The organism is Novosphingobium sp. BL-S-21 (assembly GCF_055521655.1).
Genome location: NZ_CM145496.1, coordinates 2806856 through 2830175 on the forward strand (window position 1 = coordinate 2806856; position 23320 = coordinate 2830175).

The window sequence follows — 23320 nt, forward strand, 5'->3', positions numbered from 1 at the left end:
GTCGCATCCATAAAATCGGCCATAAAAACCGGCTATAAACAATCAGTTTGGGGAGAGACCAATATGAACACCATCAGCAAGTTCAGCCTGCTTTCCGGCATCGCCCTGGGCGCCGTCAGCGTTTCCGCCCAGGCCCAGGAGACCCCTCAGGCCGCCGCGCCTCAGGCAGCCGAGGCCCCGCAGGTTTCCGGCACCGACATCATCGTCACCGCCTCCCGCCGCGCCGAGCGTCTCCAGGACGTGCCGATCGCGGTCTCCGCCATCTCCGGCGCCCAGCTCACCGAGAGCGGTTTCCAGAAGCTGACCGATATCCAGTACCAGTTCTCCGGCGTGCAGTTCGGATCCTCGCCCAACGATTCCGGCTTCCGCCTGCGCGGCGTAGGCTCGGCCGGCGGCTTCTCCAGCTCGTCCGAGCAGAACGTCGGCACCGTGGTCGACAACGTCGTCATTCCCTTCGGCAACCCGATCAACAGCCTTGGCGACCTGGAGCGCGTCGAAGTGCTGAAGGGGCCGCAAGGCACCCAGTTCGGCAAGAACGCCTCGTCCGGCGTCATCAACATCACCACCAAGAAGCCCGATCCCTCGCATTTCTTCGGCAAGGCCTTCCTGAGCTATGCCCAGCTGAACGAAGTCAACGCCAATGCCAGCGTCAACGTGCCGGTATCCCAGAATTCGGCGCTTGCCGTGTTCGGCTTCTACCGCCGCAACGACGGCTTCCTCAAGAACGTCTACCGGGACGAGACCTGGGGCGGCGAGGAAAGCTACGGCGGCCGCGCCAAGTTCCTCTATGAGCCCACGGACGATTTCTCGATCTACCTGATCGGCGACTATTCGAAAATCAGCCGCAAGGGCCCGGGCCAGCTCTGGACGCTTAATCGCCTGCCCAGCTTCGCCAATCCGCTGATGGCCGCGCGCTTCGGTAACCTCACCGCGCTCGGCGTGACGGCAGGCTTCGACAACACCAAGTCGGTGGAGGACTACGCCGGGTACAGCTCGGAGCAGAACTTCGGCGGGTCGATGGAGATCAACTACGCGCTTGGCGATTACAACCTGACCTCGATCACCGCCTATCGCCGCCTCGACGAAGGCCCGCAGGTCTTCTCGATCGACGGTTCGAGCGTTCCGGTCTTCACCGCGCAGCAGACCGGCACGGACCAGTCGTTCCTCTCGCAGGAACTGCGCATCAGTTCGCCGAGCGGCAGCCAACTCGAATTCACTTCGGGCGTCTATGCCTCGCGGCGCAAGGTGGGTGACGACAACGACTTCAACCGTGCCCAGCTTCGTCCCGCCAACCCGTTCCAGAGCTTCATCGTCAACATCTCCGGCGGGCAGGGCAACACCCAGACGCGCTCGGATTCGCTGGCCGGCTTCTTCGACGGCAAGTTCCACGTCTCCGACCAGTTCAGCCTGATCGGCGGTCTGCGCTATCAGTACGACTGGGTGAAGGCGTCCTACTTCTCGATCATCGATCCCAACTTCGCGCCGGCTACGCCTGCTGCCGACGGTTCCGGCTTCGTGACGCCCTATACGCCCACTTCGCTCCAGACCGGCAGCACCAAGAAGGGTTCGTGGTCGGGCCGTGGCGGTGCCGAGTTCAAGATCACGCCCGATGTCATGCTGTTCGGCACCATCGCGCGCGGTTACCTCGGCCCGACGGTGACCTTCACCGGCCTGACCGGCACGCGCACCAACGTGAAGCCGCAGACCGTCCGCGACATCACCGTGGGCATCAAGTCGCAGCTGTTCGACCGCGCGGTGACCTTCAACGCCAACCTGTTCTACGACAAGTACAAGAACCTCCAGACCTCGGTGTTCAACGGCGTGGAATTCGTTACCGAGAACGCCGGTGGCTTCACCGCCAAGGGCTTCGAGATCGACGCCTCCTGGCGCGTCACCCCGGTGCTCTCGTTCAGCGGCGGCTTCACGTATTCGGACACCAAGTTCACCGACTACGTGACTGCCTGCCCCGAGGACGTGAAGGCCGGATATTCCTGCTTCCTGGCAGCCGACGGCGTCACCAGCCTGGTCCAGGCCAAGGGCGAGCCGCTGTCGGGCGCGCCGAAGTACAGCGCCACGCTGGGCGCGGACGTGAAGCTGCCGATCAACGACAGCCTCCAGTTCGATACCTCGGCCAATATCTACTATCGCAGCCGCGTGCAGTACGCGGTGGCCAATGCCTATGCCTATCAGGACGGCTACGGCACGATCGGCCTGAGCATGGGGATCGGCCATCCGGACGGCAACTGGCGGGTCGGCGCCTTCGTGCGCAACCTGCTCGACCAACGCTTCCACGCCTCGGTCATCCACCTGCCGTTCGCGGACTCGGGGGCTTACGTGAACTGGCTCACCCGCGAAGGCCGTCGCACGATCGGCGTCCAGGCCGAAACGAAGTTCTGATCGTATCCGGCCGGGGTCCGCAAGGCCCCGGCCCAATTCATCGAGGCGCCCTCAAGAGGCGGCCAACAGAGGGGTGATGATGCAGGTTCAACGCGCAATGACGTCGCTGGCGCTTACGGTAGCGGCGATGTCCGCCGTTCCCGCGCTGGCGGCCACGACCTGCCCGGCGCTGCGCTGGACGACGCTGGGAACGGCCGGCGGTCCGGTGCCTACGGCCGAGCGCTCGGAACCGGCCAATCTCCTAACCATCGGTGATCGCCGGATGCTTGTCGACACGGGCGACGGCACGGTGGACCAGCTCGCCCGGATCGGGCTCGACCTTGGCGCCATCGACACGGTATTCATCAGCCACAATCATCTCGACCATACCGGCGGCCTCGCCGCCGTGATCGGCCTGCGCTGGATGAACCAGTTTCCCGGCGTCCTGACCGTCTACGGCCCGGCGGGTACGCGGGCGGTGGTGGAAGGCATCGTCGCCTCGCTGGCGACACCGGGCAGCATCGGCTTCGGTCTCGGCACACCGCCGCCGCGCCCGGCGGACTCGGTACGTGTGATCGAACTGGCGGGTGGTCAGGCACTCGACCTCGGGCAGGGCGTGAGCGTGAAGACCGCCGCCAACAGTCACTTCGACCATGACGGCAAGCCGGATGCGGCCAACGTCTCGCTCAGCTACCGTTTCGCGCTGGGCACCCGCAGCATTACCTATACCGGCGACACCGGCCCAAGCGCTGCCGTTACTGCGCTGGCCAAGGGCAGCGACATGTTCGTGACCGAGATCATCGCCCTCGACGCTCTGCTTGGTGAAATCCGCCAGCGCCGCAAGGACGCCTCGCCCGAGATGCTGGCCGGCATGGAGCGCCACCTTTCCACCCATCACCTTAAGCCTGAAGCGATCGGCGAGATCGCCGCCGACGCAGGTGTGGGCAGGGTGGTGCTGACTCACTTCGCGGTCCCGCCGGGGCCATTGCCGCAGTTCGAACCCGCCATCCGCTCCGGAATCGCCGCGCGCTATGCCGGGACGGTCGATCTCGCGCGCGATCTCCAGAGCTTCGATCTCGGATGCCGGCCATGAACATCGCCGCCCGGCTGCGGCGTGAGCAAGTGACCAGCGGCGCGATCAATCTGGTCCTGAGCGCGGTGTTCTTCTTCGGCGTTTTCGGCTTTGCGAACCGCCCGCTGCATTTCGCTGCGCCCAACAATTTCGCGCTGGATTTCCCGCCGCAGGCCGCGGCCATCGCCCTGATGTCCTCGTTGGTGCCGCTGCTGGTGGTTTCGGCCAGTCTTCGCAAGACCGGAGTGCGCACGGGTAGCCGCGGCTTCATCGCGCGGACCGTTCTCACCGTCGTGCTGGCGGGCCTGGCGAGCGCTGCGGTTCTCGCCGCGATCGGTCTTTTCGGGCCGTGGCGCGAGATCGGCTGGTCAGTCGCGCTCGTGCTCAAGCTGGTCTATGGAACCGGGCTGGGCGTGGCCGGAACGACTTACTCGCTGACCCGCCTGTTCGCGCATCGAGGGAGTGAAGTGGCATGACCGCTCGTGAAACGGGACGCGCCATCGTCGCGATGGGTACGAAGCTGGGTCCCGATGTCGTTGCGGCGTGCCGGGGTCTGTTCCAGGCCGAGCAGCAGGTGCTCGCCGCCGAGATCGCGCCGGTCGCGCTCGACTGCGCCTATGGTCCCGATCCCCGCAACCGCCTCGATCTCTATGGCCAGGGAGGCGATCCCCGTCCGGTGGTGCTGTTCGTTCATGGCGGGGGCTTCCTCGTTGGCGACAAAGGTGGACAAGCGGGCGCCGGCGAAAGCGGTTGGACCAATGCCCATGTCGGGCGCTGGGCGGCCGCGAACGGGCTGATCGGCGCGGTGATGAACTACCGCCTCGCGCCTGCGCACATGTGGCCTTCGGGCGCGGAGGACGTGAGCCTTGCGGTCGATTGGCTGCGCGCGAACGTGGCCGGGCATGGCGGCGATCCGGACCGGATCTTCCTGCTCGGCACGTCGGCGGGCGCGGTCCATGTCTCGGCCTTTCTGAAAGCGCGCGAGGATCACGGCAAGCTGGTGCGCGGGGCCGCGCTGCTTTCGGGGCTCTATGGGTTCACACCGCTGGATGAGCGCGACATGCTCTATTACGGCCCGCAGGATTGCTACGACTTGCGCATGCCGATGGGCGCGGTGATGGCGACCAGCCTGCCGCTCATGGTCGCCTGCGCGGAGTTCGACCCGCCGCGCTTCCAGGCCGAATGGGCCAGCCTCCTGCAAGCCCGCCTCGGCCGCCACGGCCATCTGCCGCGCGCGCACTACGCCTCCGGGCACAACCACTATTCGATGGCCATGCATCTCGGCACGTCCGACCGCCGGCTGTCCGACGAACTGCTTTCCTTCTTCGCCGACCATTCCTGAGGGGCATCCGATGACCAAGATTGCGAATCTCGACCGCCGAAGCCTGCTCGCCGCTGGAGCACTTGCCGCCGCCGCGCCGGTCATGGCACGCGCCGCCGCGAAGCGTCCAGACCCGGCCTTCCCCAAGGGCTTCCTCTGGGGCGCGGCCACCGCGCCGCACCAGATCGAAGGCAACAATGTGGCGTCCGACCTCTGGTTCGTCGAAAACCAGAAGCCGACCATCTTCGCGGAGCCTTCGGGCGACGCCGTGAACAGCCTGGAACTCTGGGCGACCGATCTGGATATCGTGAAGTCGCTGGGCCTCACCTCCTACCGCTTCGGCGTGGAATGGGCGCGGATCGAACCGGAGAAGGGCCTGTTCTCGCAGGCCATGCTCGATCACTACAAGCGGATCGTCGAAGGCTGCCACGCCCGCGGCCTGGCCCCGCTGGTGACTTTCAACCACTTCACCGCGCCGCGCTGGTTCAGCGCGCAGGGCGGCTGGAGCAACCCGGAATCCGCCCAGCTCTTCGGCCGTTACTGCGACAAGGTGGCTCGCGCGATCGGTGCCGATATCGCCATGGCCATGACGCTGAACGAGCCGAATATCCTGCTCATCCTCAAGAACATCCTGCCCCCGCCGGTATGGGACATGCAGCGCCAGACTCTGGAGGCCGCCACCAAGCGGCTCGGCGTCGAGCGTTTCCTCTGCGCCAATGTCGCCGGGCGCGAGGACGTGGATGTCATCGTCCGGGGCCAGATGGCCGGGCACAAGGCCGCCCGCGCCGCGATCAAGGCCGTGCGCGGCGATCTGCCGGTGGGCTTCACGCTCTCGGTGCTGGACGACCAGGCTTCCGGCAAGAACTCGATGCGCGACAAGGTCCGCGCCGAGCTTTACGGCGACTGGCTGGAGATCGCCAAGGGCGACGACTTCATCGGCGTGCAGAACTACGAACGCGCGGTCTGGAACGACAAGGGCCGCCTGCCCGCGCCGGATAGCGCCGATCGCAACTGGTCCGGCACCGAAGTCTGGGCGCCGTCTCTGGCGGGCGCGGTGCGCTATGTCCACGCCGCGACCAAGGTTCCGGTGCTGGTTTCCGAACACGGCGTCGGCACCGAGGACGATACGCTGCGCGCGCGCTTCATTCCAGCGGCGCTCGAAGGGCTGAAGCAGGCGATGGACGACGGCGTGCCGGTGCTTGGCTACATGCACTGGTCGCTGCTGGACAATTACGAGTGGATCTTCGGCTACAAGCCGCGCTTCGGCCTGTGCAGCGTGGATCGCACCACGTTCGCCCGCACGCCCAAGCCGAGCGCTGCGGTGCTGGGCGGGATTGCGAAGCGGAATTCACTTTGAACGCCTGCACTTCGTAATTGGGAGCGCAGCGAAGCAATCCAGGGCGGCTTGGCGCGGCTCTGGATTGCCGCGTCGGCTTCGCCTCCTCGCAATGACGAGGAACATGGCATGCTGCCCTATCGGGCTGGCGTGCCATTCCCGTCAGGAGACCATCGAACGCGGCGCCGCCCGCAAAGGTAAGCCGCGCACCAAGCCCGCCAAATTCTGAGGTCCTGGGGGATCATCCCCCAGGCCTTCTTCCTGCCTTCAGGCGATAATCAACTTAACCCCGAGATCCCGCAGCCGATCCGCCATGTCCTGCGGAATCCCTTCATCGGTGACGATGGTATCCACTTCGTCCAACCCGCAGACGATCGCGCCCGACGATGAGCGGAACTTCGAGCTGTCGACGAGGAGCACGACTTCCTCCGCACGGTCCATGAACCGGCGCTCGGCGGCGACCAGGATCACGTCCTGTTGCATCACCCCCTGCGGGCCAACCGCCGCCGCGCCCATGAACAGCTTGGGCGCGTGGAAGCGCGGCATCGAGTCTTCGCCCGCCGGGGCCAGGACGATGTTCTGCTCGCGAAACACCGTGCCCGAGGGCAGCAGCACGCGCGTTCCCGTCTGGGGGAGCAGGGCGTGGACGATGTGCAGCGAGTTGGTGAGCACCTGCATGTCCAGCCCGTCGAGATAGGGGCACATCTGGAGCGTGGTGGTGCCCCCGTCGATCATGATCCCCTCGCTCGGCCGGCAGAGCCTGGCCGCGGCGCGGCCGATGGCCTGCTTGGCGGGCAGGTGCTGGGTGATGGACTGCTCGAAAGGCGTGCCCGCCAGACCCAGGGGGTTTTCCGGCTTGTCGTCTTCCGGCAGCTTGGCGCCGCCATGGACGCGCTGGATGCGGCCGGATTCCTCCAGCCGCGTCAGGTCGCGCCGGATCGTTGCGGGCGAGGCGTCGAGCTGGGCTTCGAGAGCGCGATAGCTCACGAAGCCCGTGTCGGCGACGGCCTCCAGTATCAGGCGTTCGCGTTCCTCGGCGTGCATGCGACTTGTGCTTCCTTCTGGGGAGCCAGGCCGGGATTGGCCTGTTCCGCTTCGAGCTGTTCCAGCGACTTGCCTTCGTTGCGGGGCGCCCAGAGTGCGCCGATGATCCCGCTGATGACAAGGAAGCCGGTAAGAATCCAGGCCAGGTTCGTAAAGCCCGTGGCATTGAGCATGGGCACGAAGAAGCTGAACACGCCCAGCGAGATACGCACGATGGCGAAGCAGACGCCCTGCGCGGTGGAGCGCAGCATCGTCGGGAACATCTCCGAGCTCCAGAGCTGGAAGAAGCTCTGCGCGCCGAAGCCGCCGCCGAACTGGAGCAGGAACACATAGAGCAGGGCGACCGGGATCGTCAGCGGCAGGATGGCCAGGAGCATCATGCCCGCGATCTGGATCACGGCCGAGATGATGAACAGCGTGCGCTGGTTCACCTTGTCCGACAGGCGCATGAACACGAACGTGACCGAGATCATGGCGACGAAGAACGAGACCGCCTGGATGGCGACGCTCTGCGCCTGGGTGGCCGCGCCCATGGTGCGCAGGATGTAGGGGAAGAAGAAGCCGTTGGTGCCGGCCCAGAGGTTCCAGAACCCGTACATGCCCACGAGGCCGAGGATCGAGGTGAGATACTTGCCCTTGAACAGCGAGGAGAAGGGCGGGCGCTTCACGTCCGATTTCTGCGCCTCCACCCAGCGCTCCGATTCCTTCATCTTCGAGCGCAGCAGGGTGAGGCCCAGCGCGATCACCACGAGGTGCGCGAAGACGATCCGCGCGCCGAGGACGCCGAGCGAGGTTAGCGCCAGGCTCATCAGCAGGACCACGACCGGGCCGAGATACCACAGCGCCTGCGCCACGCCGGAATGCTTGCCGCGCTTGTTGTCCGGCGCCTGCTCCGCGATCAGCGACCAGCTGGCGGGAATGTCCGCGCCCACGGCCAGGCCGACGATCAGGAAGCCGACGACGATCATCCAGGGCGCCACCGCGAAGACCAGCATCGACATGCCGAGCGCGTAGATCAGCATGTCCCACTGGTAGATCTTCTTGCGGCCCAGCTTGTCGCAGAGCCAGCCCCCGATCAGCGCGCCCACGCCCGCGCCGATGGCGTTGGGGCCAAAGGCGGCGATCAGGCCGACGAAGTCGTTGGAGAGGTGATAGCTCTCCTGCCACAGCGCGAGCGCGGCGGAGCCGGCGACGATCGAGCCGGCGTCGATATAGTTGGCAAGGCCGGCGAGTATGGTGTTGCGCCAGTTGTCCTCTTGCTCTGCGGTTTCCGTCATTGTCAGGTCCCTCCCGCCAGGATCGTTCTGTCGATCTCTGCGATTTTCGTCGTGCCGGTGAGCGCCATGGCGACGCGCATCTCGGCCTCGATCAATTTGAGCATCTTGGTGACGCCCGCCTCGCCCCCTGCGGCGAGCGCCCAGGCCCAGGCACGGCCGAGCAGCACGCCCTTGGCGCCGAGCGCGAGCATGCGCACCACGTCGAGGCCGGAGCGGATGCCGCCGTCGGCCAGCACGGTCATGCGGTCTCCCACGGCGTCGGCGATGGGCGGCAGGGCGCGGGCGCTGGAGAGCACGCCGTCGAGCTGGCGGCCGCCGTGGTTGGAAACGACCAGGCCGTCAGCGCCAAGCGCGGCGGCTTCCTTCGCATCCTCGGGGTCGAGAATGCCCTTGATGACCAGCGGCCCCTTCCATTCCGAGCGGATGAAATCGAGATCGCGCCAGTTGATCGAGGGGTCGAAGTTGTTCCGCATCCAGGCGAAGAAGTCCTCGATGCCGGTCCGTCCCTGAAGCACCGGGGCGACATTGCCGAGCGTGTGCGGGCGGCCGTGGATGCCGACGTCCCAGGCCCATGCGGGCCGCGCGGCCGCCTGCGCGAAGCGCCAGGCCGCGCCTTTCAGGCCGCCGGTTCCGGCCAGGCCGGTGTGATAGTCGCGGTAGCGGCTGCCGGGCACCGGCATGTCGACGGTGAAGACCAGGGTGGAGCAGCCCGCCTCGACTGCTTTCGCCAGCAGGTCCTTCATGAAGGCGCGGTCGCGGATCATGTAGAGCTGGAACCAGAAGGGCTTGGCCGCCGCCGATGCCACTTCGCCGATGGTGCAGGCGCCCACGGTGGAAAGCGTGAAGGGAATGCCCGCCTTGTCCGCCGCGCGCACCGCCTGACACTCGCCGCGCCGGGCGTTGAGGCCGGCAAGGCCGATCGGCGCGAGCGCGACGGGCAGGGCCAGCTTCTGGCCGAACAGCTCGGTCGAGAGGTCGAGCTGCGACACGTCGCGCAGCACCCGCTGGCGCAGGGCGAGGTCGGCGAGGTCGGAGACGTTCCGCCGCAAGGTGGCTTCGGCATAGGAGCCGCCGTCGATATATTCGAACAGGAAGCGCGGCAGGCGGCGGCGGGCGGCCTCGCGGAAATCGGGGATCGAGGCGGTGATCATCAGGCAAGCTCTCGCATATGCGCGCGCCATTTCGCGCGGTAGGCGGCAAGATCGCCTTCGAGCGGCGCGACCCGGCGCAGGCCGCCTTGCGCCTGCAGCAGCGGATTAATGAGCCGCAGGGCGCCGAACGACACGTCGTTATGAGCGTTGGCCACATAGACTTCGGTGTCGGGGCGCAGTGCCGCCAGCGCGCGTACGAAGACTTCGGCATCGGCGAAGCGGCCCTCGATCAGCAGCCGCTCCTTCGAGCCGATCAGGTCGAGCGAAGTATCCGCCACCATCGCGGCATAGAGACAGATCGCGGCGCGGCGGGCGTACCAGGTTCCCGCCCATTCCTCGGGCTTGTCGACCCATTCGGCGGTGCCGTGAGGGAAGGGTCCGAAGCCCGGCGCCAGAGTGGGCATCATCATCGTGCCGCGCGCGAGCAGGCCGGGCACGGCCTCCATGAGCCGGGGCTGGTCGGGGCGGATGTCGACGCGGCGGGTGTCGATCTGGATGATCGATTCGATCTCGCGCCCGCCCATGAAGCGCGCGGAAGGCACCGGCCAGCCATAGGCGTCGACATTGACCAGGGTGTCGCGCGCCTCGGGCAGCGCGGCGATCGAGAACGTCTCGGCAGCGAGGCGCATGGCGATGAACCAGGTGCCGGTGGAGAGAATCGTGGCTTCCTGCCGTGCAATCTCGGCGAAACCGCGGGCGGCGAGCAGGGCGGCGTTCGAATCGTGCAGGCCCGCGAGCACTTGTGCCGTGGCGGGCAGGCCGGTTTCGGCGGCGATATCGGCGCGGAGAGTGCCCACCACGTCGCTCGCCTTGACGACCGGCGCGAAGCGTTCGGCCCAGCCGAACCGTTCGGACATGGGCGAGAACCGGGCATCGGCGGGGCACCAGAGGTCGGTGTGGCAGCCCAGGCTGGTCACTTCGCTGGCGGTGCGGCCGGTGAGGAACCAGGCCCAGTACTGCGCCCAGGGCACCAGCGTGGCGCGGGCCATTTCCTCGGGGAACCGGCGCGACATCCAGTAGACCTGGGTGCCCAGATTGAGACCGTCGGGCAGGGCGGGCGAGCCGGTGAGAGTGAACGCGTCACGCTCGCGGCGGTAGTCCGCCATCACGTCTTCGGGGATGGCCTGTTCGTAGTCGAGCGGGGGGAACAGCAGGCCCCCATTGCCATCGGCGCCGTCCAGCGCCGCGAAGCCTGCGCCGTGCGCCACGGGAATGATCGCCTCCACCGGATGGCCCGACCAGCCGCGCAGCGTGGCGCGCAGCCATTGGCCGATACCCTCGACATCGAGAACGCGCAGACCGTCCTGCTCGCAGGCGGCGTTGGGGCGCACCTGACGGTCGAGCATGCGGCCGCCCCGCGTCCACAGCGTCAGCTTGCTGAGGGTCTTGCCGATATCGACGACGATGAATGTACCCGTACCCGTCATGGCTCTCCAACCATCCTCAATCCCGAATGCGTTCTGACCAATTATGATTGACTTTGGTGATCGAACGTGATCGTTTTGTAGCGAAACAGATTGCTCATGCAAGCACGAATTGGTAGAGGATGACTATGGATACCATGACCGCTTCCCGCCCGGCTGCGATGCCGCCCGCGATACCTTTTGCCGTTCCGACCAGCCGCTGGGACGACTCGGTGGCGGCGACGCTTTCGCCCGAGCAATTGCTGCTCTACCGCTCCAACCTGCTCGGTTCCGACCTTACCGTCACCAACTTCGGCGGCGGCAACACTTCGGCCAAGCTGACCGAAATCGACCCGCTGACCGGCGGCGAGGTGGAAGTGCTGTGGGTCAAGGGTTCGGGCGGCGACATCGGTTCGATGAAGCTCGACGGTTTCGCCACGCTCTACCAGGAAAAGCTGCTCGGCCTCGAAGCGCACTATGCCGGGCCTGAAGACGACGACAAGATGGTCGGCTACCTGCCGCATTGCACGTTCAACCTCAACGGCCGCGCTGCCTCGATCGACACGCCGCTGCACTCGCTGCTGCCTTTCGCGCATGTCGATCACGTTCACCCGGATGCGATCATCGCGCTGGCCGCCAGCTCGGGCGGCGAAGCGGCCACCCAGGCGATCTGGGGCGGCAAGATCGGCTGGCTGGGCTGGAAGCGTCCGGGCTACACGCTCGGCGTTCAGCTGCGTGACTACGTGGCCGCCAATCCGGGCGTGGAGGGTGTCATGCTCGCCGGCCACGGCATCATCTGCTGGGCCGACAGCGCCAAGTCCTGTTACGAGCACACCGTCGAACTGATCGCCGATGCCGCGAAGTACCTCAATGCCAAGCTCGGCGAAAAGCCGGCCTTCGGCGGCAGCGCCTACGGCACTTCCGAAGGCCGCGCCGCCATTGCCGCCGATCTCATGCCGCGCCTGCGCGGATTGATGACCGGCGCACGCCGCAAGGTCGGCCATTTCTCGGACGATGCCGAGGCGCTGGAATTCGTGAACTCGGTGGAGTTCGAACGTCTCGCCGGGCTGGGCACTTCGTGCCCCGATCACTTCCTGCGCACCAAGATCGCTCCCCTGACCCTCGACCCTTCGCGTCTTCAGGACCAGGACTATCTGGCTCAGAAGATTGCCGATTATCGCGACATGTATGCGGCTTATTACGAGCGCTGCAAGCGTGGGAACTCGCCCGCCATGCGCGATGCCAACCCGGTGGTCGTGCTGGTGCCGGGCGTCGGCCGCATGACTTTCGCCACGGACAAGACCACGGCGCGCCTCGCCGGGGAATTCTACGGCAACGCCATCAACGTGATGCGCGGCGCCGAGGCCATCGGCGACTATATCGCGCTGGACGAGCAGGAAGCGTTCGACATCGAATACTGGCTGCTTGAGGAAGCCAAGCTGCAGCGCATGCCCGCGCCCAAGCCGCTGGTCGGCCGCGTGGCGCTCGTCACCGGCGGTGCCGGCGGCATCGGTGCCGCCACGGCGGCGCGGCTGATGGCGGACGGCGCCTGCGTGCTGCTGGCGGACCGCGACGCCGATGCCGTTGAGGAAGTACGCGCCGGTTTCGCGAAGCAGTTCGGAAAGGACGTGGTCCGCGCCGCCGTCTGCGACGTGACTGACGAAGCGCAAGTCTCCGACGCCTTCGCCGTCGCCGCGCGCGAATTCGGCGGGCTCGACATTCTCGTCGCCAATGCCGGCATCGCTTCCTCGGCCCCGATCGAGGAAACCACGATCGAGCTGTGGAACCGCAACTATGACGTGCTGGCGCAGGGCTACTTCCTCACCAGCCGCGCTGCCTGGCCGCTGCTGAAGGGCATGAAGGAGCAGGGCGGTACCTCGGTCGTCTTCATCGGATCGAAGAACGGCGTGGCGGCGGCCACCAATGCCTCGGCTTATGCTTCGGCCAAGGCGGCGGCGAACCATCTTGCGCGCTGCCTCGCTCTGGAAGGCGCGCCGCATGGTATCCGCGTCAACGTCGTCAACCCCGATGCCGTCATCAAGGGCAGCAAGATCTGGGACGGCGACTGGCGCAAGGAACGCGCGGGCGCTCACGGCATCGACACCGGCAAGGAACTGGAAGAGCACTACCGCAACCGCTCGATGCTGAAGCGCGACGTGCTGCCTTCGGACATTGCCGAAGCCGTCTATTTCCTCGCGGGAGACCAGTCGGCGAAATCGACCGGCAACATGATCAATGTCGATGCGGGTAACGCGCAGGCGTTCACGCGCTAAGAGATATGTATCGGGGGAAGGCGCGAACCGGCGCGTTCCCCCGCACGGGCTAGAGGATAGAAGAATGAGCAGACTGCCGATTTCGGATGAACTGATCGCCGAAGCCAATGCCCGCGCGGCGGACGCGCTGGAGGACGAATATGCCTCGCTCGGCCGGAAGCTGGAGCGTTCGGGCATCGCCATCGACGCGATCAAGGACAAGGTCGCCGCCTTCTCGGTCGCCGTCCCTTCGTGGGGCGCGGGCCGGGGCGGCACTCGCTTCGCCAAGTTCCCCATCGCGGGCGAACCGACCAATATCCACGAGAAGCTGGAAGACTGCGCCGTCATCAACCAGCTTTCGCGCCTCACCCCGCGCGTCTCGCCGCACTTCCCCTGGGACAAGGTGAGCGATTACAAGGCGCTGCGCGAAGAAGCGGCTAGCCTTGGCCTCGGCTTCGACGCGGTGAACTCCAACACCTTCCAGGACCAGAAGGACCAGGCCCACTCTTACGCCACCGGATCGCTCTCCTCGACGATCGAGGCGACCCGCCAGCAGGCCGTCGAACACAATATCGAATGCATCGAGATCGGCCGTCAGCTCGGCTCCACCGACCTGACCGTCTGGGTGGGTGACGGCACCAACTTCCCCGGCCAGCAGGACCTCGGCCGCAGCCTCGACCGCTATCTGGACGCGGCCGCTGAGGTCTATGCCGCGCTGCCGGACGACTGGCGCATGCTGCTCGAACACAAGATGTTCGAACCGGCGTTCTACTCCACCGTCATCAGCGACTGGGGTTCCTCGATCCTCGCCGCGCAGGAACTGGGCCCCAAGGCCAAGTGCCTGGTCGACCTGGGCCATCACGCGCCCAACGTGAACATTGAGCAGATCGTGGCCCGCCTCCATCGCTTCGGCAAGCTGGGCGGCTTCCACTTCAACGACAGCAAGTACGGCGACGACGACCTCGATTCGGGCTCGATCAACCCGCACCAGCTGTTCCTGGTGTTCAACGAACTGGTCGAGGCCGAACTGGCCCCGCGTGACGGTTTCAAGCCCAGCTACATGATCGACCAGTCGCACAACGTGACCGACCCGATCGAATCGATGCTGTCTTCGGCCGAAGCCATCGGTTCGTGCTATGCCAAGGCGCTGCTCGTGGACCGCGAGGCGCTGCATCTCTCGCAGGAAGCCAACGACACGATGATGGCCTTCCAGGCGCTGCGCCGGGCCTACAACGTGGATGTCAGCCCGATCCTGGCCAAGGCGCGCGTGGAGGCGGGCGGTGCGGCGGATGTGCTGGGCGCCTACCGCGAAAGTCGCTGGCGCGACCGCAAGGCGCAGGAACGCAAGGCCGTCGGCCTGGGCGCCGGGATCGTCTGAGACTTCACACTACCTAAAAATGCCGCCGGGACAGGGGCAGCAAGCCTCCCCGGAAACCTCTCCTCGCCGGGACATCACGTCCCGGCGGCGAGGGCAAAAACAAAACTAAAACAATCACAACGATAAATCCGACAACCATCTGGATCCGGGAGGGACTATGCCGATCCATTCACTTCGTACCGTGCTGTGCTCCGCAACTGCACTGGCCGCGACGCTTGTCGCCGTGCCGGTCCTTGCGCAGGAACAGGGGCCTGCCCCCGCTGCAACATCTGCCGAACCGTCCGCCGCCCCGTTGGAGGACCAGTTCCGCGATCCGCCGGGTTCCGCCCGCCCGCGCGTGTGGTGGCACTGGATGAACGGCAATATCTCCAAGGACGGTATCGCCAAGGACATGGCCTGGATGAAGCGCGTCGGCATCGGCGGCCTCCAGAACTTCGACGCCAATCTCCAGACTCCGCAAGTGGTCGACCACCGCCTCGTTTACATGACGCCCGAGTGGAAGGACGCCTTCCGCTTTGCCGCGCATGAGGCGGACCGCCAGGGCCTCGAACTCGCCATCGCCGCTTCGCCCGGCTGGTCGGAGACCGGCGGCCCCTGGGTGCAGCCGCAGGACGGCCTGAAGAAGCTGGTCTGGTCGGAGACCTCCGTGGCAGCCGGGCAGCGTTTCTCCGGCAAGCTGGCCGCGCCGCCTTCGGCAACGGGCCCATACCAGGCGCTTGGCGCCGCGCTTTCGATCGAGGAAATGATCTCCGGCCATCCCGCCCCGCCGGGTCCGTCCTACTACGGCGAGGTGGGCGTCTTCGCTTTCCCGGAGGCCGTCGAACCCGCTCTGGCGCTGCCGCGCGCAGCCGATGGCCTGGGCAATGCGCTTTCCGCCGCCGCGCTTTCGGACAGCGACATGGGCAAGGGCGTGACGCTCGCCCGCAAGGAGGGCGAGGCGCCGAGCCTGCGGCTGGACTATGCCAGGCCCGCAAGCATCGGTTCCGCGACCATCTTCGTGCCAGAGGTGACGGTGCCGTTCGCCGGTGCCGCTTTCACCGGCACGCTGGAATCGAGCGCCGACGGCAAGGCATGGACGCCGATCACCACGCTCACGCTTGGCGCGGTGCCGACGACCGTCAGCTTCCCCGCCGTCACTGCCGCGCATTTCCGGCTGGTGCTCAATCCCCGCAAGCCTGACGGCGGGCTCGGGTCGCCGGCGCCGGGCATTGCCATGGGCGGGCTGTTCGACGGCGTCGGCGCGATGCTGGCGAAAAAGCCGCTGATCGTGGGCACTTTCGCGCTTACCGCAGGGGCGAAGGTCGACCGTTTCGAGACCAAGGCCGGTTTCGTGATGAGCCGCGACTATTACGCCCTGGAAGAGCCGAAGGATGGCGCCACCGGCGTTACGCCTGACAGCGTGTTGGACCTGACGGGCAAGCTCAAGGCCGATGGTACGCTCGACTGGCAGGCCCCGGCGCTCCCCAAGGGGCAACGCTGGCGGGTGCTGCGCATGGGCTATTCGCTGCTCGGCACCACCAACCACCCAGCACCGCCCGAGGCGACCGGGCTGGAGGTCGACAAGTTCGACGGTGACGCCGTGCGCCGCTATCTCGATCACTACCTTGGCCTGTACAAGGAAGCCGCCGGGCCGGACATGATCGGCCAGCGCGGCGTGCGCGCGCTGCTGACGGACTCGATCGAAGTGGGCGAGGCGAACTGGACGCCGAAGATGCTGGAGCAGTTCCAGCGCCTGCGCGGCTACGACGCCCGGCCCTGGCTGCCCACCCTGACCGGCGTGCTGGTCGGCTCGCGGGCGCAGGCGGACAAGTTCCTCTACGATTATCGCCGCACATTGGCCGACCTGCTGGCCAGCGAGCACTACGGCACAGTCGCCAAGGTAGCGCATGAAAACGGCCTGAAGGTCTATGGCGAGGCGCTGGAGGACAAGCGCCCGATGCTGGGCGACGACATGACCATGCGCAGCCACACGGATATCCCGATGGCCGCGATGTGGACCTTCCGCGATGAAGGCCCGCGCCAGACCCTGATCGCCGATATGAAGGGCGCCGCCTCGGTCGCGCATCTTTATGGGCAGAACCTCGTCGCGGCGGAATCGATGACCGCCTCGATGTCGCCCTGGGCTTTCGCGCCCAAGGACCTCAAGCGCTTCATCGACATGGAGTTCGTGAACGGGGTCAACCGCCCGGTTGTCCATACCTCGGTGCACGTTCCGGTCGACGACAAGAAGCCCGGCCTCTCGCTCTTCATCTTCGGCCAGTATTTCAACCGGATGGAAAGCTGGGGCGAGATGGCGAAACCCTGGGTGGACTACATCTCGCGCTCCTCGCTGCTGCTTCAGGCCGGGCGCAACGTGGCGGACATCGCCTATTTCTACGGCGAAGAAGCGCCGCTGACCGGGCTTTATGGTGACAAGCCGGTGGCCGATGCCCCGGTTTCGCATGCCTACGATTTTCTGAGTTTCGACGCGCTGACCGGGCTGCTTTCCAACGACGGCAGCGAAGTCGTCGCGCCCAGCGGGGCGCGGTACCGGGCGATCTACCTCGGCGGTTCCTCGCAGCGCATGACGCTGGGTGCACTGAAGAAGCTGGCCGCACTCGTCGAAGGCGGGGCCACGGTGATCGGCGACGCACCGACCGCGACGCCCAGTATGATGGGGGGCGCTGCGAGCGTCAGGGACGGCGAGTGGTCGGCACTGGTGGCGAAACTCTGGCCCGGCAGCGGCGATGCCACGGTCGGCAAGGGCCGCGTAATGGCCGGCAAGGATGTGGAAGGCGCCCTGAAGACGCTGGGCGTGGCCCCGGACTTCCGGTTCACCAGTACGCTGGCGGGTGCGAAGATCCCCTTCGTCCACCGCCGCGACGCGCAAGGCGAGATCTACTACCTTTCCAACCCGCAGGGCGCCCAGTCCATCGAGGCGCACTTCCGCGTCACCGGCAAGGCACCGGAACTCTGGCATCCCGAGACCGGGACGAGCGAGCCGGTCGGCTACCGGATCGAGAACGGCGAAACCATCGTGCCGCTCTCGCTGGTCGAAGGCGATGCCCTCTTCGTGGTGTTCCGCAAGGCCGCCGCGAAGCAGAGCCTGACGCTCCCCGCCCGGCCGGCGCAGACCCTGGCCTCGCTCGATGATGGCTGGACCGTGCATTTCCAGGCAGACCGCGGCGCGCCGGCCTCGATCGAGATGGCGAAGCTGGCCCCGCTCGAACGGAATGCGGAAGCGGGCGTGAAGTACTTCTCCGGAGAAGCGACGTATTCGCGCAGCTTCACGCTGCCCAGGGGTGCCAAGGCCGGGCAACCGCTCTGGCTCGATCTCGGGCAGGTGGGCGATCTGGCGGAAGTCACGGTGAACGGCAAGCCGGTCGGCGCGGTCTGGCATGCGCCTTACCGGATCGACGTGGGCAAGGCGGTGAAGAGCGGCAGCAACACCATCGAGGTGAAAGTGGCCAATCTCTGGGTCAACCGGCTGGTCGGTGATGCTCAACCGGGTGCCAAGCCGATCACCTGGACGGCGATGCCGACGTATCGCGCCGATGCGCCGCTTCGGCCTTCGGGGCTGATCGGGCCGGTTACTCTGGGCAAGTGAGGAAGAGGAAGTCCTGGGGGATCATCCCCCAGGACTTGGGAATGTCGAACTTGCGCGTTGCAGGGGGGCCTATGCTCCCCTGCTTTTCCTTTAGTCTTCACTCCCATGCGCATGCGTGGACTTGTCCAGGCGCGGCCGGTGCCCCGTCATCCGCAGGTAGAACCGCGAGAAATACGAAGGGTCGGAAAAGCCGAGTTCGTTGGAGACCTGCACGACGCTGGCATTGGCGAAGCAGAGCAGCCGCTGCGCCTCCAGGGCGAGCCGGGCGTGGAGCAGTTCCTGCGGTGAGCAGCCCAGCTTGGCGCGACACAGGCGGGTGAGGGTGCGCGTGGTCATGCCCAGCCGCTCGGCGTACCAGCCCAGCGGCAACTGGTCCCGAAAGTGCAGTTCGACGAGGTGGCGCAAGTGCGAAATGCGCTGGTCGCCGCTGCCTTCGTCCGCCGCTTCGTCTTCCGGCAGCAGCGAACGCAGCACCGCTTCGGCCATCGACAGGAACAGCGCGTTCGGCCGCCGCCAGTCCTGCGGGATCGCCAGCATCTCGGCGCAGAGGAATTCCACCCGCTTCACTATTTCCACCGGCGTCGGCGCGAAGCGGCCATGGGTTGCGGCGTGGAGCAAGGGATCGCCGGAACTGCTTCGCCGCTCCGCGAAACCGCTGCTGAGCATCAGCACATAGCCGATCGTCTCGGGCCGGAAGCGAAAGCCATGGATGCTGCCGGCGGGAATCACGATGTGGCAGGGGGCCTCCAGCGTCTCGGTCGTGTCGTCTATGGTGAGCGTGACCTGTCCCTTCGATACCAGCATGACCTGTACGCCGCGGACATGGCGATGCGGGGCGATTTCCCAGTCATGCAGGGAACTTCGCGCGGCGATCGTCTCGATATGCCCGAATTCCGGTGAGCTATCGGGGATGTCCTCGCCGTAGAGGACATAAGAGGGAACGGGCCGGGCTGTTGTCATGGCGTGTCTCGAAAGTACCGTAAGAAAGGCCGTCCGGTGCATTCCGCCAACCCGCGCGTCCTGTCAATCCGGATGGCGAAGCGGTGCTCCCCGAAGTTTCGGCGAGAGAGCCCGCAAGGCATGGATTGGGAGATAGCGATCATGCGCACTCAAGTAGCCATCGTCGGCGCCGGACCGGCCGGACTCCTGCTCGGGCATCTGCTGCGGACCGAAGGCATCGACTGCGTCGTGGTAGAGCGCCAGACCGGCGACTACGTGCTTTCGCGCATTCGCGCCGGCGTGCTCGAACAGGGCACGGTCGCGCTGATGGAGCGCCTCGGCCTCGACGCGCGCATGAAGGCGGAGGGCCTGCCGCACGACGGCTTCAACCTCGCCGATGGCGAGCGTCTGATCCGCATCGACATCAAGGCGCTCACGGGCAAGCAGGTCATGGTCTATGGCCAGACCGAACTGACCCGCGACCTGATGGAAGCGAGCGAAGAGCGCGGGCTTGAGGTGATCTACCAGGCCGCCGATGTCGCGCTGCACGACATCGAGAGCGACGCACCTTACCTCACTTACAAGGCAGGGGGGTCCGGAGACGGCGCCGAGCACCGCATCGACGCGCGCTTCATCGTCGGCTGCGACGGCTTCCACGGCCCTTCGCGCGCAGCGATCTCCGCCAGTGTCGGCCAGACTTTCGAGCGCGTCTATCCCTTCGGCTGGCTCGGTATCCTGGCCGACGTGCCGCCCTGCAATCATGAGCTGATCTACGCGCACCACGAACGCGGCTTCGCGCTCGCCTCGCAGCGCAGCCACACGCGCAGCCGCTACTACATCGACGTGCCACTGACCGAGAAGCTGGAGGACTGGAGCGACGACCGCATCTGGGATGAACTGGCGATCCGTCTCGGCTCGGACGCTGCCGCGCATATCACCCGCGGTCCCTCGATCGAAAAGTCCATCGCGCCGCTGCGCTCGTTCGTTTTCGAGCCGATGCGCCACGGCAGCCTGCTGCTTTGCGGCGATTCCGCGCATATCGTGCCGCCGACCGGCGCCAAGGGCCTGAACCTTGCCGCCAGCGACGTCTATTACGCCTGCGAGGCCCTGACCGGCTTCTTCCAATCGGGCGACAACGATGCCGTCGCGGGCTATTCGGCCAAGGCGCTGCGCCGGGTCTGGGCTTCGGAACGGTTCAGCTGGTCGCTGACCAAGCTGATGCACCGCTTCCCCGAAGACGGTCCGTTCGAACGCCGCATGCAACTGGCCGAACTCGATTACATCGCGTCGAGCGAACACGCGCGGAGGGTGATTGCCGAGAACTACGTCGGCTTGCCGGTCTGACAACAGGCGGGAGGAAGGCCCGGGGCGTGCCCCGGGCCTTTCCGAACAGACACGGCGCGCGGTTATTGGCAGGGCGCGGCCCGCCGCTGCCCACATTTTGTCTTTCCAGACGGCACCTATGGTATTGCGGATGCAGGGGGTTACCGATCTCCTGCAATTTCTTCTTTTCGCAACCTTCGACAACCCAAAGCACTTCCATGCGTTTCGGCAGCGTTCGACCGAAATGCATTGAGGGGACAACGGGAAATGGTTCGGAAAGCGGCTGGAGGCCGGGAGGTCGTCCACAGCGGCCGGATTGATGCGTTTTTGCCCCTTGGCACAAGAAGTTGGTGGCTTCGCATGCGCAGCACGATTGCCTCTGCGGACATTGCTGCTATCGCAGCCCATGTGCGAAACCACACTGTCTTGCGCCGCGGCGGCGGCCCCCTCGTACTGGTCCTGGCCTGTGCGCTGGCCGGGTGCGCCACGTCTGCCGTGCCGGAAACCCACACCAACCTGACGATCGCGCCCGCGGTCGAGGCGCCTGCCGATGGCGACTGGTGGAAGAACGGCGGCGATCCGCTGCTCATCAACCTCATCGAGCGCGGCATTGCCGCCGATACCGATCTGGCCTGCCGCGCCGCCCGCCTCCACACCCAGGAGGAAACCGACGCGGCCGCTTCCCGGCGGCTGGCGGGCAAAGTGCGCGCGCTGGTCGGCAAGGACCAGTCGTCCGAGCGTGACGCGGCGCGCATGGCCTGGGCCTATGCTTATGCGCAGGCCCGCGCCGACCGCGCGACCGAAGTGGCGCTCGCCTATGTGCAGGTGCGCCGCCTGCAGCAGATCCTCGTCCTGCGCACCGAGCGGCTCGACCAGTTCCGCGACAATGCCGTGATCGCCGAATTCCGCCGCCAGGCCGGTCTGGTGACGGCCATCGACGGCGGACTGGGCAACAGCATGGCCGGCGTGGTCGATGCCGACGTTGCCGCCACCCGCGCGCGTTTCGATGCCGCGCGGGCCAATCTCGCCGGTTTGACGGGGATGACCGATACCGAATTGCTGACCGCGCTGGGCGAAAGCGCGCCGGTGCCGGCGCTGGCGCCCGGCGCCGCGCTGCCCGCAGACGCACCGCTCCACCGCGCCGACCTCCTGGCGTTGCAGAGCCGCCTCGAAGCCAGCCTGGCGCGCGATTCCATCACTCAGGCCCAGCTCGACGCCGCGCGCGCCGCGCCGGAAGACGCGGAGACCGCGCCGGCCTTGCGAGAGGCCCTGCAGAAGCTGGACAAGGCCGAGCAGGGCGCCCGCGCCGAGATCGCGTCGCACCGTCAGGCGATGGCGGCGTTCGACGCCCGCCAGTCCGGGCTGGACGACACCGCGGCGCAGGCCAAACGCGCCGTCACCGATGCCCGCGCCGCCTACAAGGGCGGTTTCGGCGATTTCGCGACGCTCTATGTGGCCGAAGCAGCCGCCCTGGCCGCCGACGAGGCCCGCGTGGGCCTGAAGGCAGACCGGGCCGCGGCGATCATCCGCCTGCACAAGCTGGAAGGCGGGGGCTGGTCGGCCGCCGATCTCGATCCGCCGATGGGGACTGCGGCCTGTGACTGACGCCGAAGCGGGTGCGCTCGATACTTTCCTGGGAGCCGGCGCCCGGCGGGGCCGGGGGCATATGCTCAGCATTGCGCTGCTCACGGTGGCGGCGATTGCCGCGATCCTGCTGCTCGTGCGGTTCCTGAGCGGCACGGATTCTCCTTATTACACCGCCATGGTCGAACAGGGCGACGTGGTTCCGCTCGTGTCCGAACGCGGCACCATCCACGGCAGCGGGGAAGTGGTCCTGGCCGCTGCGCTCGATGGCACGGTCTCGGCCGAGGGCGTGCCGGCCGGTGGGCGGGTCGAGGAGGGGCAGGTCCTCGCCACGATCGACGCCGAACCGCTGCGCAGCACGATGGCGGCGGATCGCTCGCTGGTCTCGGCCGCCGAATCCGACCTTGCCGCCGCCCGCGCCGCGCGGGAAGACGCGGCGGGGCGGCTGGGCCGCTTCGAGGACGTATGGCGCCGCTCCGGCCACCGCGTTCCCGCCATCAATGAACTGGAGACCGCCCGCGCCGCCGTCGACCGCGCAACGCGTGAAGTTTCCGCAGCGGAATCGCGCCTTTCCGCGGCCAGGAGCAGCCTCAAGGCCCATAGCGAGACATTGGCCGCCGCCGTGGTGCGCGCACCGTTCTCGGGCTTCGTGGTCGATCGCAATATCAGCACCGGCCAGCGCGTGCGCAGCGGCATGCGCCTGTTCACGCTGGCCGCCAGCGACGAGACGCTGGAGATCGAGGTTCCCCTCGCCAAGGCGGGCAATGCCGAGATCGGCACCGGCACGCTCGCCCGCGTGCGGCTGGATGCGATGCCGGACGCAGTGCAGCAGGCCACGCTTGCCCGCGTGCTGGTGGACCGCGCCGATGCCCCCGGATCGCGCCGCGCGGCCTTCACGCTGGAAAAGCCCGCCGAAACGGTGCGCCCCGGCATGGCCGCCACGGTGGAGATCGCCTTGCCGGCGCGCAAGGGCGTGATGCTGGTGCCCGATGCCGCCCTGACGTTCGAACCGGAGAACTCGGCCGATCGCAGCAGGGCGCGCATCTATCTCGTTTCCCCGGACGGAGAACCGCGCCGGGTCTATGTTTCCACGGGCGCCGGCGATGGCAAGCGCACCGAAGTCTTCGCCAACGATCTCAAGCCGGGCGACGAAGTCATCATCGGATGGCGCAACCCGCCGGGCAAGTGATCGCGCGAAACAATAGAGGGACCCCTGCTGCGCAACGAAACTTTGGTTTCGTCTATGCGTATTGACCGCATGAACCGAACGAACATGAG

Annotated in this window: 16 protein-coding genes; 11 read left to right on the top strand and 5 right to left on the bottom strand. The window is 66.7% G+C overall.

Annotation, left to right across the window (positions count from 1 at the left end):
• The first annotated feature begins 63 nt into the window (after positions 1–63).
• The 5 genes from ACZ1J6_RS21925 to ACZ1J6_RS21945 all read left to right on the top strand — a co-directional run bounded on the left by ACZ1J6_RS21925 (position 64) and on the right by ACZ1J6_RS21945 (position 6126).
• The gene (locus ACZ1J6_RS21925) at positions 64–2397 is read left to right on the top strand and encodes a TonB-dependent receptor (RefSeq protein WP_431568652.1); all 2334 of its coding nucleotides are present in this window, start codon (positions 64–66) and stop codon (positions 2395–2397) included.
• A gap of 79 nt (positions 2398–2476) precedes the next feature.
• Positions 2477–3469: an MBL fold metallo-hydrolase gene (locus ACZ1J6_RS21930; protein WP_431568653.1), complete on the top strand. Its 993-nt coding sequence runs from the start codon at positions 2477–2479 to the stop codon at positions 3467–3469.
• Entirely contained in the window at positions 3466–3924 is a 459-nt protein-coding gene (locus ACZ1J6_RS21935) for a hypothetical protein (protein ID WP_431568654.1), read from the top strand. Before ACZ1J6_RS21930 ends, ACZ1J6_RS21935 begins: the two co-directional genes overlap by 4 nt.
• Positions 3921–4790 (top strand): alpha/beta hydrolase, encoded by an 870-nt coding sequence (locus ACZ1J6_RS21940; RefSeq protein ID WP_431568655.1) that lies wholly within the window; start codon positions 3921–3923, stop codon positions 4788–4790. The genes ACZ1J6_RS21935 and ACZ1J6_RS21940 overlap by 4 nt, the downstream gene beginning before the upstream one ends.
• Before the next feature lie 10 nt (positions 4791–4800).
• Positions 4801–6126, top strand: a complete 1326-nt coding sequence (locus tag ACZ1J6_RS21945) for a family 1 glycosylhydrolase (RefSeq protein WP_132261677.1) — start codon at positions 4801–4803, stop codon at positions 6124–6126.
• A 246-nt stretch (positions 6127–6372) separates the two neighbouring features.
• On the opposite strand, the gene ACZ1J6_RS21950 is transcribed toward ACZ1J6_RS21945, so the two are convergent.
• The 4 genes from ACZ1J6_RS21950 to ACZ1J6_RS21965 are packed head-to-tail and all read right to left on the bottom strand — an operon-like array spanning position 6373 to position 11004.
• Positions 6373–7149, bottom strand: coding sequence for a DeoR/GlpR family DNA-binding transcription regulator (locus ACZ1J6_RS21950; RefSeq protein WP_431568656.1), 777 nt, complete (start codon positions 7147–7149; stop codon positions 6373–6375).
• Positions 7122–8426 (bottom strand): MFS transporter, encoded by a 1305-nt coding sequence (locus ACZ1J6_RS21955; protein WP_132261680.1) that lies wholly within the window; start codon positions 8424–8426, stop codon positions 7122–7124. Before ACZ1J6_RS21955 ends, ACZ1J6_RS21950 begins: the two co-directional genes overlap by 28 nt.
• A 2-nt stretch (positions 8427–8428) precedes the next feature.
• Positions 8429–9577 (bottom strand): FMN-dependent L-lactate dehydrogenase LldD, encoded by a 1149-nt coding sequence (gene lldD / locus ACZ1J6_RS21960; protein ID WP_132261682.1) that lies wholly within the window; start codon positions 9575–9577, stop codon positions 8429–8431.
• Positions 9577–11004, bottom strand: coding sequence for an FGGY-family carbohydrate kinase (locus ACZ1J6_RS21965; RefSeq protein ID WP_132261684.1), 1428 nt, complete (start codon positions 11002–11004; stop codon positions 9577–9579). Before ACZ1J6_RS21965 ends, lldD begins: the two co-directional genes overlap by 1 nt.
• Positions 11005–11123: 119 nt before the next feature.
• On the opposite strand from ACZ1J6_RS21965, the gene ACZ1J6_RS21970 reads away from it, so the two are divergent.
• The 3 genes from ACZ1J6_RS21970 (at position 11124) to ACZ1J6_RS21980 (ending at position 18196) form a co-directional block, all read left to right on the top strand.
• Positions 11124–13253, top strand: coding sequence for a bifunctional rhamnulose-1-phosphate aldolase/short-chain dehydrogenase (locus ACZ1J6_RS21970; protein WP_465128041.1), 2130 nt, complete (start codon positions 11124–11126; stop codon positions 13251–13253).
• Positions 13254–13317: 64 nt separating this feature from the next.
• Positions 13318–14610, top strand: a complete 1293-nt coding sequence (gene rhaI, locus ACZ1J6_RS21975; RefSeq protein ID WP_132261687.1) for an L-rhamnose catabolism isomerase — start codon at positions 13318–13320, stop codon at positions 14608–14610.
• Between the two features lie 157 nt (positions 14611–14767).
• A complete protein-coding gene (locus ACZ1J6_RS21980) occupies positions 14768–18196 on the top strand; it encodes a glycosyl hydrolase (protein ID WP_431568658.1) in 3429 nt (1142 codons plus the stop codon).
• 90 nt (positions 18197–18286) lie between these two features.
• Here the strand turns inward: ACZ1J6_RS21980 and ACZ1J6_RS21985 are convergent, their stop codons facing one another.
• Positions 18287–19156, bottom strand: coding sequence for a helix-turn-helix domain-containing protein (locus ACZ1J6_RS21985; protein ID WP_134095143.1), 870 nt, complete (start codon positions 19154–19156; stop codon positions 18287–18289).
• Positions 19157–19297: 141 nt separating this feature from the next.
• Here ACZ1J6_RS21985 and pobA point away from each other — a divergent pair, with 141 nt between their 5' ends.
• The 3 genes from pobA to ACZ1J6_RS22000 all read left to right on the top strand — a co-directional run bounded on the left by pobA (position 19298) and on the right by ACZ1J6_RS22000 (position 23231).
• Complete coding sequence (gene pobA / locus ACZ1J6_RS21990; RefSeq protein WP_431568659.1) at positions 19298–20479, top strand: 4-hydroxybenzoate 3-monooxygenase; 1182 nt, start codon at positions 19298–19300, stop codon at positions 20477–20479.
• Positions 20480–20818: 339 nt separating this feature from the next.
• Positions 20819–22063: a TolC family protein gene (locus ACZ1J6_RS21995; RefSeq protein ID WP_465128042.1), complete on the top strand. Its 1245-nt coding sequence runs from the start codon at positions 20819–20821 to the stop codon at positions 22061–22063.
• Positions 22056–23231 (top strand): efflux RND transporter periplasmic adaptor subunit, encoded by a 1176-nt coding sequence (locus ACZ1J6_RS22000; RefSeq protein ID WP_431568661.1) that lies wholly within the window; start codon positions 22056–22058, stop codon positions 23229–23231. Before ACZ1J6_RS21995 ends, ACZ1J6_RS22000 begins: the two co-directional genes overlap by 8 nt.
• The last annotated feature ends 89 nt before the right edge of the window (positions 23232–23320 follow it).